Source organism: Flavobacterium granuli, assembly GCF_900129705.1.
GTDB lineage: Bacteria > Bacteroidota > Bacteroidia > Flavobacteriales > Flavobacteriaceae > Flavobacterium > Flavobacterium granuli.
Window position 1 is genome coordinate 465,236 of the sequence record NZ_FQWO01000002.1, and the last position, 15,484, is coordinate 480,719.

The window sequence follows — 15,484 nt, forward strand, 5'->3', positions numbered from 1 at the left end:
TTATAAAAAATAAAATCATGCAACTTATACTAATACAGGGTTCATTGTTCTGGGAAGATCCAAAAGCAAATCGCAATTATTTCGAGGCTCAAATTAATGGAATTAATTCCGCTATTGATTTAATTGTATTGCCCGAAATGTTTACATCGGGCTTTACGATGAATCCAAAAGCTGTTGCTGAAACAATGCAGGGAGAAACTGTTTTGTGGATGCAATCTTTGGCAAAAGCCAAAAACAGCGCGATAACTGGAAGTCTGGTTATTGAAGAAAATTCGAATTTTTATAACAGAATGTTGTTTGTGTTTCCGTCAGGGGAAATTCAGTATTACAACAAAAGACATTTGTTTACACTTGCTGGAGAAGATAAAGTGTACAAGGCTGGCAGTCAAAAACTGATTGTTGATTATCTAGGTTGGAAAATCTGTCCTTTTGTTTGTTATGATTTGCGTTTTCCGGTTTTTTCGAGAAATGTTGAGGATTACGACTTACTGCTGTATGTAGCCAGTTGGCCAAAAACAAGAACGAATGCTTGGGACGCTTTGTTGAAAGCTAGAGCGATAGAGAATATGAGTTATGTTATAGGAGTCAATAGAACTGGGGAAGATGCGAATGGACATGCGTACATTGGGCATTCACAAGCTGTCGATTTCTTGGGGGATTATATAATTGAACCACAAGAAAAGGACGGTGTTTTCAAGGCAGAATTAAATAAAGAAAAAATGCTCCAAACAAGACAAAAACTAGGTTTCTTGAATGATAGAGATCCGTTTTTTATGGAAGGTTTATAATTTGTTGTTTTTCTTTTTTACAGATTTTTTGGGTTCGGGCGTGTAGGGAAGGCTCAAATCAAAAATATGAATAGCATCCCAGTTGGCTCGAACATCATCTATTTCTTTTGAATAATAAATGACTTCCTCTGAATAGCGTTTTTCGAGGTAATTTCCGGCATCGTATACTTTGTTTTTGTTTTCGTCATAAATAACACGTAGGGAAAGTATTGTAGGTTCTAGTAAATTAAAGTCAACAGTAGTGCTGTTTTCCGAGTATTCTGATGCAATTACTTCTCCTTTGGAATCGATCAATTCAACAATGACTGGGAAATGTTTTACGTTTTGCAATTGCACGCTTAGATTACCAAAATCCGAATATTCTCGAGTGTTTACTTGATATTTTAAGCTGTCATTCGACTTTTCGAAAAAATCAGTGAAAGCACCCGGTAAAATAGAAAAAGTATATTTTTCTAAGGGTTCTTTCTTGAAATCAAAAAACAATTTCTGGTTGAAATCGTCGTATTCTGTCGTAAAAGCAACGGCAATAGAGTCTTTGTTGATGAGTTTTATTTTGGAATTGTCAAACTGTGTCAAAGGTGTCGAAGATTCTAAAGTGAATCGATCTCTAAAATTTAATGTACCATTTTGAACGGGAACAATGTTTAAAGTATCTTTTTTGGCGTCTTTTATTTTAAAATTGAAGTTTTTTTGATAGCTGTCTTTGCTAACAGCCAAAGATAAAGAGTCTGCTTTCAAAGGTTTGTGCCAGATTTGTAAGGAATCTTTTTTAGGAAACTGAGTAACAATGGTCGATACGATTTCGCCGTTGTTTTTTAAAGTTATTTTTGGTCTGTCGCTGGCTAAATTCATTTTGCCTTCATAACCCATCAGCAAGCGGTTTCCAGATGCTAGAGTAGGTTTGTATGCTTTAAAGGGGAGTTTTTCTTTGAATAATTCCAATTCGTATACCGTGTCATTTGGGATGGTGATGAACTGCTTGTTGAACCCAATTTTATCGTCTTTTGGGTTGAATTTATTGTTGTTGTTCTTGTCTTTCAAAGCCACTAGAAGATATTTTCCCGCTTTTAGATTCTCTAATCGAAAGGTTTTTAAACTGTCTAAGGTATTGGTAACGTATCTTGGGGTTTCCTTGTAAATAATAGAGTCTTTAAAATGCTCATTTACTTCATAAAGCATTACCGAAACAAAGGAAGCGACTTCTTTGTCGTAAGCATCTTTTATTCTTCCGCCAAGCGCCAGGGAATCAATATGGTCACCGGTAGAAAAAACATATTTGAACTGATTGTATGGATTGCCTTCATTATTGTCGGCAATACTTTGTCCAAAATTGAAACTATAAGTAGTATTAGGTTGTAAAGTGTCTTTGATTTTTATCGTAATAAATTTACTCGCAGTTGTAGGTAGTATCAATGGTTCATTCTTCATGGGTGGTGAAATGACCAATTGCTTGTTTAGGTTTTTAAGTCTGATATTCTCATCAAATACTAATTTGATTTCGTCTCCTTTAAAATTGCTGCTGAAGTTTTTAGGGAAACTCATTTTTAAAACAGGAGCAATAGTGTCTTTTAGACCGCCAGTGATTGTTCCTCTTTTGGCACAATTAGCTAATGAAAGAGCTAAAAGAATGTATATAATGAGTGTGTTATTTTTCAACATAAAGTTTCAGAATTTAATGGTACAAAATAACAATTATATTTACTCTAATCGAAACTTTTATAGAATTATTAGTGAGGATTTAACGGGGCTTTCTTCTAGGACATTGCTTAATTTTTGTTTTTAATGTGTAGTTTTACGTTGAATTTGGGCTTGGAATTCTGGATAAAATAATTTAATTCGTTTCTATCTGGCCCATTTAACAATAGAAAAATGAGAAAAATAGAACATATAGGGATTGCAGTTAATGATTTGGAAGTTTCAAATCTGGTTTTTGAAAAGCTTTTTGGAGCGCCGGCTTACAAGTTTGAAGAAGTCGAAAGCGAGGGAGTTAAGACTTCTTTTTTTAAAAATGGGCCGAATAAAATTGAACTTTTAGCGGCGACACATCCGGATAGTCCTATTGCTAAATTTATTGCCAAGAAGGGAGAGGGAATTCATCATATTGCTTTTGATGTGGAGGATATTGTATCAGAAATAGAGCGTTTGAAAAAGGAAGGCTTTGTTGTTTTGAATGAAATTCCAAAAAAAGGGGCCGATAATAAGTTGGTTGCTTTTTTACATCCCAAAAGCACTAATGGGGTTTTGATTGAATTGTGTCAGGAGATAAAATAATTTGGTTTTTTTAAATTTTAGAATATTAATAATCAATAGCTTTCTGATTCAAATGTTGAAATAGTATACTTAATTAGAAATCTAGGTTAAAAATATTTGGAGCAAACGAAAAATAGTAGTAATATTGCAAACTCTTAACCGGTCCTATAGCTCAGCTGGTTAGAGCACCTGACTCATAATCAGGTGGTCCCTGGTTCGAGCCCAGGTGGGACCACTAGTAAAATCAAGCCTTCTCAGAAATGTGAAGGCTTTTTTGTTTCTATCAGTACAACATATGTACAACAAATTGTCGACTTCGCAAAGATACTAAACTTTTCATTCTGTTTCAATTAGCTATATTTTTTAGTATTTTTACTCTTAAAAAAAAATACTAGAATTATGAAAAATATAATTGAAGAAATTTTTTTCTTTCTTCATGAACAAATTGAAAAGTTAAATTCGATCTTTAGTTCTAAGATATCGCCTCTCATATTAGCTCCATTATTACCTTTTTCAGTTGTGATTATTAGTATTATTCAATTGAGTGGCGGTGTTTTTATTTTATTCAATTCAATAGTAATATTTATAGGAATTATTTTCACTTTCTTACTTGGAGCATCTTCATTTTATTTCTACAAAAATGAAAATATTTATACGATAATAAAAAGAAAAAAATCGAATAAGAATCTGTCTCAATTTAAGAGTAATTCTAATATCGTAAATTTCAGTAATGAAAAAAGTATTTTAGAAATTCTTGAAAAGAACAAGGGTAAAATTGGGCATTATTATTTCGAGCTCAGAAAAATAGATGTTTTTGAATTTGACACTTCATTAAATGACTTCACAAATTTAATTTCTAATTGTTTCAACGATAAGTCCAATGATAGTTATGCTTTTAATTTAGAAATTAGCGCTTACCATGCTCACTATTTTATTAGGGAGTTCTTAATTCCATTCTTGGGAAAACTAGATCCGAATTTTATTATATCCAAAAATCATATTGTTTCACTTTTAAAATACAAAAAAGATAATAATTATCTTCCAATAAGCGAAGGGTCATTTTCAAACTTAGGAAGAGTAAAGTATACTGAAGATCAGAAGAAATTATATGATACTGTTAAAACGGCGTGATTTTTCCGAATTATTACGTGACTACATCACGAACCCACGTTTCATCTAGTTGTATTCCAATAAATTAGCGTCATAATCTAAAAACATATATTATGAGCCCGCAAAAAATTGTTGAACAATTAAATGAAATTAAAATGATGATTACTAAAGGTAGTCAATTCCAAAAAGAGATCTTTACTATTAAAGATTTAATGGCCTACACAGGTTATTCCGATAGTACAATTCATAAGTTATCGGCTAAAAAGCTTATACCTCATAATAAGCCTACGAATGGAGCTCTTTTCTTCGATAGAATTGAAATAGTTGAATGGATCAGGAAACACAAAGTGTATTCTGACGAGGAAGTATTGTCTAAATTTTCTAAAGGATTAAAAAAATAAGGCGTTCAAAGATCCACCTTTGAACGCCTAAATATTTTTTGTACAACTCTAAGAGTATGATGCAAATATAGGCATTATACTCTTTCATCTAATTATTATGGAAGAAATAAACGTATATGACGTGTCATCACGCAAGGATTCTTTGTATGACAAAATTCACGAAGAATTTAGTAAACATTTCAAAATCAAGTTTAACGAAATTTCACTAGAATATGAAATTTACAATATCAATACTGGAGTTAGGATTGACTTTAATGAATCATCAATATTAATCCATCTTCATCGAGAAAAGATAAATGTAAGTCCACAGGTTCTAAAAACCTATTTGAAGTCGCATTTTGTTGAGCGCATTAATCCATTGATCGAGTATTTTGAAAATTTACCAACTTGGAATGGTATAGACCACATTAAAAAGTATGCAAGCTACATCAATACGGATGACAACGAATTATTTTACATACAGCTGCTCAAATGGGCAGTGCGCGCAGTCAAAACAGTTTTTCTGAACGACGAAATAAACAAACATGTGTTAGTTCTGGAGGGAGGTCAGAGCTTTGGTAAATCCTACTATTTAAATTATTTGTGTCCTAAGTCGCTGGAAAAATATTTATACACAAATTTAGGTGTAGGACGTGATGAACGTGTGAAGCTCGCGAAGGCTATAATTATTAACATCGAGGAACTAGATGTAATGGGAAAATATGATATTAACGCTATTAAAGCCATAATCAGCCAGATATCAATCAATGAGCGTTTGCCTTATGCAGATAAGTCAACATTGCTGTATCGAACCTGTTCCTTTGTAGCATCAACCAATCGTGCAGAATTCCTCTCTGACGATAGTGGGTCAGTTAGATGGATCATTTTTAGTGTTATTCAGAAAATAGACTTCTCCTACAGTAAAGAATTTAATATTGATGATTTCTGGTCCCAGGCTTATCATATTTTTAAAAATCAAAAAGACTTCAAATCTGATTTAACTACAGAAGATATAAGGGTTAATGAGCAACGAAACGAACGTTTTACGATACAAACGGTAGAAAATGAATATGTGCTAAAGTTCTATGCCGTTAGTGAGGATATAGCCGATTTTAGAACTTCAACGGAAATCGTTTCAGATTTATCCATAATGGGACAGAGATTAAGTAATATAAAAATTGGATCTGCTCTAACAAAATATGGGTTTCAAAAGATTAAACATTCCAAAAGGCAAGTTTACGGATATTTAGCTAAACCCAAATTTAAAGATTCTCCATGGGGTTTTAGAGATATTTAAGAAAATAGAAATATACCTACCTAGTTACCTAGTCAGGGATAAGTAATTGTTTATCAGTAACTTAAAAAGGTAGGTAGACTTGAAAAATAATCACCTAGCTTACCTAAATTAGGTAAGTCAGCTAACTACTAGAAAACAGTTACCTAAGTTTTAAACTTCTTAAGAACAGTTACTTATAATCATTAGGTGACTAGGTAGGCTAAAAATCAAAAAAGAGTGAAAGATATAGATAAATTAAGAAATATTCCGATCATCAGTATTTTGAGGAAATTAAATGTTGAAGCGGTTGAAAAGAAAAAAGATCAGTTTTGGTTTAAACCGCAATGGAGAGAAGAAAGAACAGCTTCTGCTAAATGTGAACATGGTCTATTTTACGATTTTGGGGAAGGTTACGGTGGCAATGCAGTAGACTATGTAATGAAGCACTTTGCTATCGATTTCATAGAAGCTGTTAAGTGGTTGCGAAATGAGGATGTTATTTTTTCTTTTGACCCGCCTAAAAAGCTTGACACTAAGATTTCGAAAAAACAAAACTCGTATTGCATTAAAACTATTCAACCACTGGGGAATCAAATCTTACTTGATTATTTAAAAAACAGAAAATTGAATATCGTGGTTTGCAAAAAGTATCTCGTTGAAGTGTATTACACGGTGAATGAGAAGAACTATTTCGGTGTAGGTTTTAAGAACAATAAAGATTATTTCGAAATTCGAAATAAATATGCCAAACTATGTTTGGGATCAAAATGGTTCACTTGGATTAGAAAAAATAACAGTTCAATTATAGTTTTAGAATCCTGGTCCGATTTCATTTCATTGCTAACTCTCTACCCAAAATATGAATTGTCGAAAGATTTCCTAATCCTAAATTCCTTGTCTATGCTTTCGAGAACGGATGAAGTATTGCTTAATTATTCTAAAATTTTCTTTGCATTAGATAACGATGCTGCAGGTTTAAAAGCGACTGGAAATTGCATAGAAAAATGGAATAGCAAACTAGTAATAAGTAAAGATGTCAGGTATTTATTTCAAGGTTCAAAAGACCTTAATGAGTACCTAATAGTAAAAGAAACCATTCAAGGATAGCTGGAAAAACTTTCTGTATGGTGCAAAAACTTTTATATAAATGTATAAAACAAAAATATACAAATGTATACAAATGGTTGCCAGACGATTGAGTTTATTAGCAAACGTCTTGAGCAAGCGGTGTAATTCGTGGGTACATTTCCACTTCGTTACAATGCCCCACGCATCACAAGCTTGCTCTACGAGGTTGATTTTTTTTAACGCTATCGCTAAAAAATCTAAAAAAAAAGCAAAGCAAAATAAATTTTGAATAATGGAAAAGAACAGAAAGAAAGACGAATTTTTAAAGTTTAGAATTAACGAAAAGGAGAAAGCATTAATTGAAGAAAGATCAAAAAGCTGTAATAAAAACATGAGTGAATTTGCTCGGTTCATGTTGCTGAATGGAGAGGTGATTGCAATCACGGTCGAGGAGAAAAGAATATTAGCAGGACTAGCAAATAACATAAACCAACTCGTAAAACGATTTCATCAAATAAACAAGGAACCTGACAGTCTAATGATAGAATTACAAACCATTTTAACACACTTGAAAAATGCCTATAGGAGAAGCACATAAAAGCGGAAGCAGTTTTACTGGATTAGCTGAATATATTTTGGCTCAGGGAATTTACAAATTTCAAAATTCAGATAAGAAACCTGAAATTGTTTTTAGAAATCATTTGTTTTCGTCTACTTATTTAGAATTAGGAAGTGAATTCAGAGATATAGCAAAAGATAATTCACGAGTTACCAAACCTGTTATGCATCTTACAGTTAATTTTAAAGAAACAGATCATATTTCAAATGATACTCAAAAAAAGTTTGTTCGAAGAATAATGGATGAAATGGGAGTTCGAGAAGACAATCATCAGTTTTTGGTTGTCAAACACAATGACAAGCACCCACATTACCACATTCAAGTGAATCGAATCGGATTTGATGGTAAAACATTATCTGATAGCAATTCTAAACTAAGAATAGGGACTGCCTGTGATAAAATTGAAAAGGAAATGGGACTAGATAATTATCTTCAAAAGACAAGAGCATTTGTTTATGATGAAGAAGCAAAAACGTATATAAAAAATATAAACCGAGAAATAAATAATGGTTTGACGGTTGTGAAAACTTCTAGGAATCGCCAAGTAGGGATTCAAGAAAAGAAAGATTATATACAAATTGAGACAGTGAAAATATTAGATAATCATGAGGTTAATTCGTTAGAAATTCTACAAGCAGAATTAAAAAAGCGAAGTATTGGATTTCAATTTTCAACGAATAAAAAAGAACAAGTTTCTGTTTCATTTGAATATGATGGCTTAGCTGTTAAAGGCAGTCAAATTAGTTTAAAGGGCAGTTTGATAAAAAATCAGTTGTTATCTAATCAAAAAGCTAGTAATCAATTAGAAAGAAAATTAGAACATCTTGAACTGCTAAAACAAATGCATCCAAGTTTTATAAAGAGTATCGATCAAATAGTCCAAAGTTATAACTCAGGAACTATCTTCAATCTGAAAGCTATTTTTGATAGAAACGGGAGTTCTTACAATCATGATAGTAATGCTAATCATAAGGGATTTGTTGAAGCGGTTCGATTGATAAAGCAATTCGATCTCGAATGCAAAGAAAAATTAGAGAAAGCAAAGAGCCAATATACTGATGATTTAAGAGACTACCAAAGGTTGCAAAAAACGGAATTAAAGAAAGGTTTTTTAGGTATTTTAAGCTCGGAACAAAATAGATTCAATGATGATTTGAAAAATAGGTTAAACAATAGTAAAAAACCAGTTTTGGAAGTAGTGCTTGAAGTAGAAGAAATAAAAAATCAAATTCATCAAAGTATACTAAAGTCGTATAGTGAAGTAAATTCTCAAAAAGTTATTCAGTATGTTTTGTATTCCATTGATGAGAACATTAAGATAGCCATTAATAATAGCCTTAAAATTGAAGAAAAGAAGCGAGAAACTGCTAACGATATGAAAAACAACAAACAAAGTTTAACTTCAGATTCTAAAAACCCTAATGACACTAAAATTTCTCAAATTAGGAACGAAAACGTTGAAGGCACAGTAAGAATGAAGATGAGGAGAAAATTGTAAAGCGAGTTAAAGAACATTATTGCAATATAATAGTATAACAATGTTGTAATATAGAAACGTAAGGTAGTGTTTCACTAACTGTGTAAGTTGAAAAGTCAAGGCTTCGATTTCTATAATCGAAGCTTTTTTTCAAATATAAGGGTAAATTGGTTTAAAACAATTCCTCAATTTCGAATAGGCATCGATCATTTTTTGGTTACTTCACTTTATGCTAAAAATACTGATTTTAATATAAACTTTATCAGTTGGGAATGACATTTTGTTTTTAATGATATACGGCTGATCTTTATAATTTTCTGATTCTTTCTGATTGAAGTTTCAAGCTTTATATTGTGTGATGCAAATAGGTCTAATTGGTATTCTGATGATAAATATCCCTTGTTCCTCAATAGTATACAATCTTTAAGTTGTTGTTTTGTATCATTTCAGGTAATGAATATCATGCATTGAAGTTATGCTGATGTCCAAACTCTGAAAACACCTTGTATTGAGAAACTGCATGAAGTTTATAACTGTAATAATGCATTTTTTGTGAAGTGTTATAATCTCTATTTGGAAGTGTATAATTTACACTTACTTGTTGTCCTATGTGGAAAAATCTGTAAAAAGCGAATTGTCAATCTATCAGATTGTGTAAATTTTAAGCATATCAGCTTTTAATAAAACGTCCATAAGCCAATTATTGAGCGACTTTTAGAACAATCAAAATGTCAATGAAAAACAATATAATATTTTGATATTTTTTAATGAAGATTTTAACATACCAACAATATTTATAAATAATAAAAGGAGTCCTTCGTTGTACGAGGTAGTTTTTAATAATCCTATCCTTTTTTAACTTAAACATTTAGTGAAACACTACCTGTTTTCTAAATTAATAAGTATTGTTTACTTTTAAATATTTTGGATAAATTTAAGGTGGTTTAAAATTATTTTTTCTTTTTAATGATAATTTTAAAAGTAATATTGTTGTTAATTATAGTGTTATATGTATTTTTTTAACAAAAAAAATACATATAACACTTAAAATTAAAATGATGTTTGTCAATTATTTTTTTATTTATTAATATTAACGTTTGTTTTTTATTTTTTATTTTTTAGAGTAGTTTTACCCACAAATTACAGTCCAGATTTATAGTTATTTTAAAGAAATCCCCAGACTATAAAAATTTAAAACTTAGAAAGAAAATTTATGGAGAAAAATTACTCGTTCACACAAAAAAAATTAAGTCTTTATAACAAACTCTCTTATTTTTTAGCGTTATTTTTTGCTACTATTTTGTTAAACACTAATGTATATGCTCAAAACTGTACAACTAATGCTGGTTTAAGTAGAACTATTTGTGAGAACACTCCTTTTACTTTAAATGGAGTGGTAGGAGGAAATATTGTAAGCAGTAAATGGACTCAAGTTTCTGGCCCATCTGTAGTTATTGAGAATCCCAATATTCTTAACACGAATGTTTTAGGTGCGGTAGGCGGAAATGTCTATACCTTTAGGCTGTCATCAGTTTGTACTGCTGGAGTTAGTTTTCAAGATGTAGTTATTACTGTTAATAAAATAACTACAGCTAGAACAGGAGCTAATATAATGGGTTGCCCAGGAACGTATAATTTATCCGGAAATGCACCTTTGAATAGTGGCGAAACAGGTTTGTGGACTATTGTTGGTAGTAATGCATCAGGGGTAGTTATATCCACCCCTTCCTCACCTACCTCTGCAATTACTTTTCCTACAGGCTCTATAGGGACATCCACATTAAGATGGACTATTACAGGTCCGGGTCCCACCAGTACCAGATGTAGTTCTCAAGCAGATATGACTGTTACTAATTATGGTGGCGTAGTAATCGCAAATGCTGGTCCAGATCAGAATTTATCTGCCTGTTATGATGCTAAGCAAGGTGCAAATTTGAATGCATCAGTAGCTGGAAATGGAACTGGAACGCAAATAGGAACATGGGGTTTTGTGTCTGGCCCTTCAGTTCCAGTTATTAGTAGTGTTAATAATCCTACTACCGATATATCAAATTTAGTGGAAGGAAGTTATGTCTTTAGATGGACGGTAATGGGGCCTTGTGCTCAGGGTTCAGATACAGTTACTATTAATGTTCCTGCCGCAACGCAAGGAATAACTAATGCTGTAGCTACTAATCCTAATCAAAATTTTTGTAGTGGTGTAACACAAACTTTGCTACAAGGAAATGTTCCCCCACGTGCAGGAGAAACGGTAGAATGGACTCAAATAGCGGGGCCAACAGTTACAATAGTAAATCCAAATAGTCCAACAACACAAGTGACGGGTCTAGATGGAACTAGCAATTATACTTTTAGATATACTATTAAAGGAGGAGCAGCCAATCCATCATGTTCGTCTGTTGCATATGTAAATATTCGTTATTATTTAGGATCGGCTACTATTTCTTTAAACGGTGGAGTAAATGTATTAAGCCTTGCAGAAAACATAACTTCTGGTACAGTATCGATCGCTACTTCTGGGGGAAATGCAAATGCACCTCAATTGATATCTTCACCTGCTGGTACTTCACCAGTTTTTAGTATAAGCGGCAACAACTTAAATTTTTCAAATCTTTTAAAGGCAGGAACATATACCTTTAGAGTTAGGCATTATACTAATGGTGAAATTAAAACTTCATGTAGTGAAGCTTTTGATGATGTTAATATTATTGTTTCTCTTAGTCCACCTGGAGCTAATGCGGGTACAAGTCTTGCATTAGCATGCGGAGTCACTTCTGGAACTCTTTCTGGAAATGTACCAGATGCGACCAAAGGTCATATAGGTAGATGGTCACAGCTAAGTGGTCCAACTACAACTACGTTTTCTAATGTGTTTTCTACAAATCCAGTAATTTCAAATTTAACGCCTGGTATTTATACCTATAGATGGACTATCACTGGTGGTCTTTCAGGTATTGATAAATTTAGTGATGTTAATATTACGGTTTCTGCTCCGCCTACCTCTACGATTACACCTAATCTTGTAACGAGTTGTGCAGGTAATTCTTTATTATTAACGGGAAATGAGTTAGTAGGAGGAACAACAGGATTATGGCAATATGTTTCCGGACCAGGAACTCCTACATTTTCTGATCCTACTAAAACAACAACTAGTGTAATGGGTTTGTTACCATCTAGTACTTATGTTTTTAGTTGGACAGTTACAAGTCCAAATCCTACTAACGTATCTACTTGTGGTCCATCTACAGCCACTGTTACGATTACTACTTTGTCTGATGAAGCGCCTTCTATTGCAAATGCAGGTCCAGATGCTTGTTTTCCACCAGCTACTAATTCGGCAACTTTGGGCGCAGCTGCTCCAACTGTAGGAACGGGAGCGTGGAGTTTTGTATCAGGACCTAATACACCTGTTATCACAAATCCGGCTCTTCCAAACACTACTGTTACTGGTTTAGTGAATGGAATCTATGAGTTCGAATGGACTACTTCAAATTTACCATGTGGAAATCCAAGCAAAGACAGGGTGAAAATTACCATTGCTGCTGAACCAACTTCAGCTGCTGGACCAGATCAAAATTTTATATGTGGTTCTACTATCACTATGGCAGCAAACGCACCTACTGCAGGATTGCTAGGAACCTGGATTCAAATTTCTGGAAGTGGAGGTTGGTCTGTTGATAATATTAATAGTCCTACTGCTGTATTTTCAAATTTAGCAGAAGGGAATTATGAATTTCAATGGAAAGTAGCAAAAGGTTCTTGCACCAGTGCTACGGATAATCTTACATTTAGGATTCAATTACCTCCAACTACCGCAAATGCTGGTGGAGATCAAACAATATGTGGAGGCACCACTGCAACACTTGCAGCTCTTCCAGTTACACAAGGCGTTGGAACGTGGTCTGTAATTTCTGGACCAAATAATCCTACTATAACAACAGCTAATGGCAATGCATCTACTGTGACCGGTTTAGTGACCGGTACCTACACTTTAAGATGGACAACTTCATCAGGTGGTATCTGTGCAGAAAGCAGGGATGATATGGTTTTAAATGTTTCTGCACCAGTTAGTGTTATAACGCCACAAAATTTATGTGCTGCAACTTCAGTATTACTACAAGCAAATACGGGATCTTCTGGAGTATGGACTTTGCTTTCTTCTACCGGAGGACCAGTACCAATTATTTCGGCTATTGGTCCAAATAGTGCCTCGGCAACTATTACCCCTGGTTTTAATTATGTTTTCACGTACACTACTAATTCTTTTGCTGGTTGTCCTGCTGGCTCGGCTGATATAGCTGTTTTTAATAGTGCAGTTCCAGCTACACCATACGCTGGTCCAGATCAAAGTATTTGTACCTCAGGCGGTACTTCAGTAACTATGGCAGCAACAGGAACTCCGGGAACTTGGGTAAGAGTTAGCGGGCCAAATACACCTGTAATATCTAGTGCAACTAATCCAAATGCTGTCCTTTCAGGTTTGGTAGAAGGCTTGTACGTATATCAATGGACTACTAACAATGGATTTTGTGCAACCTTAAATGATGTTGTACGAATTTATGTTTACGATCCGCCAACTGCAGCGAATGCTGGGCCAGATCAAACTTCGTGTCAACTAGCAACAAAACTAGATGCAACGGTGCCTTCAATAGGAATTGGTAAATGGACTTTGACCACAGATCCTTCAAATGGAGGTATCATTATTGATAGTCCGAATGATCCAAAATCTAAATTAACGATTGCGAATCCATATTTATTACCAATAGGAACCTACACCTTTACGTGGACAGTAACTAATGGCCCATTACCTTACGTATGTGTTTCAAGCACGGACACTGTAAATATTAATTTTTCAGCAGTACCGCCAATTCCAGCGAATGCAGGACCAGATCAAACTTTGTGTGGGGCTACGAGTGTAACCATGAATGCAAACAATATTAATCCAGGTATAGGTACGTGGACTCAGGTTTCAGGACCTAGTACAGGAGTATTCTCTGATAAATTCAGCCCACAAGCTACGGTGACTGGTTTAGTAAGTGGTGTTTATGAATTTAAATGGACAAGTTCTAATACTGGTGGCGGATGTCAATTAGAAGACAATGTAAAAGTGACAATCAGTCCTGCTGTTGCCAACGTAAATGCGGGGCCTGATCAATTTCTTGGGGAGTACAGTACAGTAACAATGGCTGCCCTGAACCCTTCACCAAATGTGGGTGTTTGGTCTATAGTATCAGGACCCAATACTCCTTTGATCTTAAATGTAAATAGTCCTACAACTCAAATAGCAGGAACTATTCCAGGAACTTACGTCCTTAGATATACTGTAGCAAACGGTATTTGCGCAGAAAAATCGGATGACGTAGTAATTGTACTGACAGGACAAACTGATTTGAGTTTGCTTAAATCAGCAAATACTACTGCTCCTGCTGTGGGATCTACAGTAACTTTTACGGTAGCGGTAAAAAATAATGGAGCTCGAAATGCTACTGGAGTTGCGGTAAATGATATACTGCCTTCAGGCTTTACTTTAGTTCCAGGTAGCGTTTCTAATGCAGGGATTGTTAATACAGGAAATAATAGTATTATTTGGTCTGGTTTATCAATTGCAAACGGTGCTACGTTAAATTTAACCTATCAAGTTAAAGTGAATGCAACGACTGCTGCGGCAAATGAATATAGAAATACAGCTCAAATAACAGCAAGTGATCAAATTGATCCAAATTCTACACCCAATAATAATGTTTCAACAGAAGATGATCAAAGTACGGTAACATTGATTCCTTCGCCTCGAATTGATTTAGCGATAACGAAACAAATAAATAATACCACACCAAATGTAGGATCTACAGTTCAATTCACTATTGAAGTTGTAAACAATGGACCAAGTACTGCTACTGGTGTAGTTGCAACTGATCAGTTACCAACCGGCTATACTTGGTTGAGTGATAGCGGAACTGGCAGCTATAATAAAGTATCTGGTGCTTGGACAATAGGCAATTTAGCAAACGGAACAAAAGCAACTTTAACTATTTCTGCTACCGTAAACGCAACTGGAAATTACACTAATACAGCAACTGTAACCAGTACTATAACGGATACAAATCCTGCTAATAATACAAGTAGTGTTTCTAGTACACCAAGAGCAATTACAGATTTAAGTTTAACAAAAACGGTAACTGGAACTCCAAATGTTGGTAGTGATGTTACTTTTACAGTAACAGTTACTAATGCTGGACCAAGTGCAGCGACAGGGGTAAATGTAGTTGATTATTTACCTTCAGGATATACTTATGTCAGCCATACTAGTGTTGGAGTATATTTTAAAGATAATGGTTCTTGGAACATTGGGACAATAAATAATGGAGCATCGGCAGTATTAACTGTAGTTGCCAGAGTAAACGCTACGGGCGATTATAGAAATACTGCTCAAGTAGTAAGTTCTAATGAATTTGACCCTAACTCAACGCCTGGAAATAACAGTCCAACAGAAAACGATCAAGCTCAAGTAGTTATTAC

Annotated in this window: 10 protein-coding genes, 1 tRNA gene and 1 pseudogene; 10 read left to right on the forward strand and 2 right to left on the reverse strand. The window is 34.0% G+C overall.

Annotated elements, in window-relative coordinates; translation table 11 throughout:
- Nucleotides 1-17 precede the first annotated feature (17 nt).
- Nucleotides 18-788 carry an amidohydrolase gene (locus BUB25_RS04980; RefSeq protein WP_072940931.1) on the forward strand — a complete coding sequence of 257 codons (771 nt, stop codon included), beginning with the start codon at nt 18-20 and terminating at the stop codon, nt 786-788.
- On the opposite strand, the gene BUB25_RS04985 is transcribed toward BUB25_RS04980, so the two are convergent.
- On the reverse strand, nt 783-2,447 hold the full coding sequence (locus BUB25_RS04985; protein ID WP_072940934.1) for an Ig-like domain-containing domain: 1,665 nt from the start codon (nt 2,445-2,447) through the stop codon (nt 783-785). The genes BUB25_RS04980 and BUB25_RS04985 overlap by 6 nt on opposite strands.
- Nucleotides 2,448-2,657: 210 nt before the next feature.
- Here BUB25_RS04985 and mce point away from each other — a divergent pair, with 210 nt between their 5' ends.
- The 8 genes from mce (at nt 2,658) to BUB25_RS05025 (ending at nt 8,989) form a co-directional block, all read left to right on the forward strand.
- The gene (mce, locus tag BUB25_RS04990; RefSeq protein WP_072940937.1) at nt 2,658-3,059 is read left to right on the forward strand and encodes a methylmalonyl-CoA epimerase; all 402 of its coding nucleotides are present in this window, start codon (nt 2,658-2,660) and stop codon (nt 3,057-3,059) included.
- Nucleotides 3,060-3,199: 140 nt separating this feature from the next.
- A tRNA-Ile gene (locus BUB25_RS04995) sits at nt 3,200-3,273 on the forward strand.
- Between the two features lie 164 nt (nt 3,274-3,437).
- On the forward strand, nt 3,438-4,169 hold the full coding sequence (locus BUB25_RS05000) for a hypothetical protein (protein ID WP_072940939.1): 732 nt from the start codon (nt 3,438-3,440) through the stop codon (nt 4,167-4,169).
- A 92-nt stretch (nt 4,170-4,261) separates the two neighbouring features.
- Nucleotides 4,262-4,549 carry a helix-turn-helix transcriptional regulator gene (locus BUB25_RS05005; protein WP_072940942.1) on the forward strand — a complete coding sequence of 96 codons (288 nt, stop codon included), beginning with the start codon at nt 4,262-4,264 and terminating at the stop codon, nt 4,547-4,549.
- Between the two features lie 97 nt (nt 4,550-4,646).
- Nucleotides 4,647-5,825: a VapE domain-containing protein gene (locus BUB25_RS05010; protein WP_072940961.1), complete on the forward strand. Its 1,179-nt coding sequence runs from the start codon at nt 4,647-4,649 to the stop codon at nt 5,823-5,825.
- Nucleotides 5,826-6,041: 216 nt separating this feature from the next.
- Nucleotides 6,042-6,911, forward strand: a complete 870-nt coding sequence (locus tag BUB25_RS05015) for a toprim domain-containing protein (protein ID WP_072940964.1) — start codon at nt 6,042-6,044, stop codon at nt 6,909-6,911.
- Nucleotides 6,912-7,164: 253 nt separating this feature from the next.
- Complete coding sequence (locus tag BUB25_RS05020) at nt 7,165-7,470, forward strand: plasmid mobilization protein (RefSeq protein ID WP_072940967.1); 306 nt, start codon at nt 7,165-7,167, stop codon at nt 7,468-7,470.
- Nucleotides 7,448-8,989 carry a relaxase/mobilization nuclease domain-containing protein gene (locus BUB25_RS05025; RefSeq protein ID WP_072940970.1) on the forward strand — a complete coding sequence of 514 codons (1,542 nt, stop codon included), beginning with the start codon at nt 7,448-7,450 and terminating at the stop codon, nt 8,987-8,989. Before BUB25_RS05020 ends, BUB25_RS05025 begins: the two co-directional genes overlap by 23 nt.
- Before the next feature lie 264 nt (nt 8,990-9,253).
- Here the strand turns inward: BUB25_RS05025 and BUB25_RS16885 are convergent.
- A pseudogene (locus tag BUB25_RS16885) lies at nt 9,254-9,557 on the reverse strand (transposase); the annotation flags it as partial.
- Nucleotides 9,558-10,181: 624 nt separating this feature from the next.
- Here BUB25_RS16885 and BUB25_RS05030 point away from each other — a divergent pair.
- A partial coding sequence (locus tag BUB25_RS05030; RefSeq protein WP_139256887.1) for a DUF11 domain-containing protein occupies nt 10,182-15,484 on the forward strand: 5,303 nt, incomplete at its 3' end.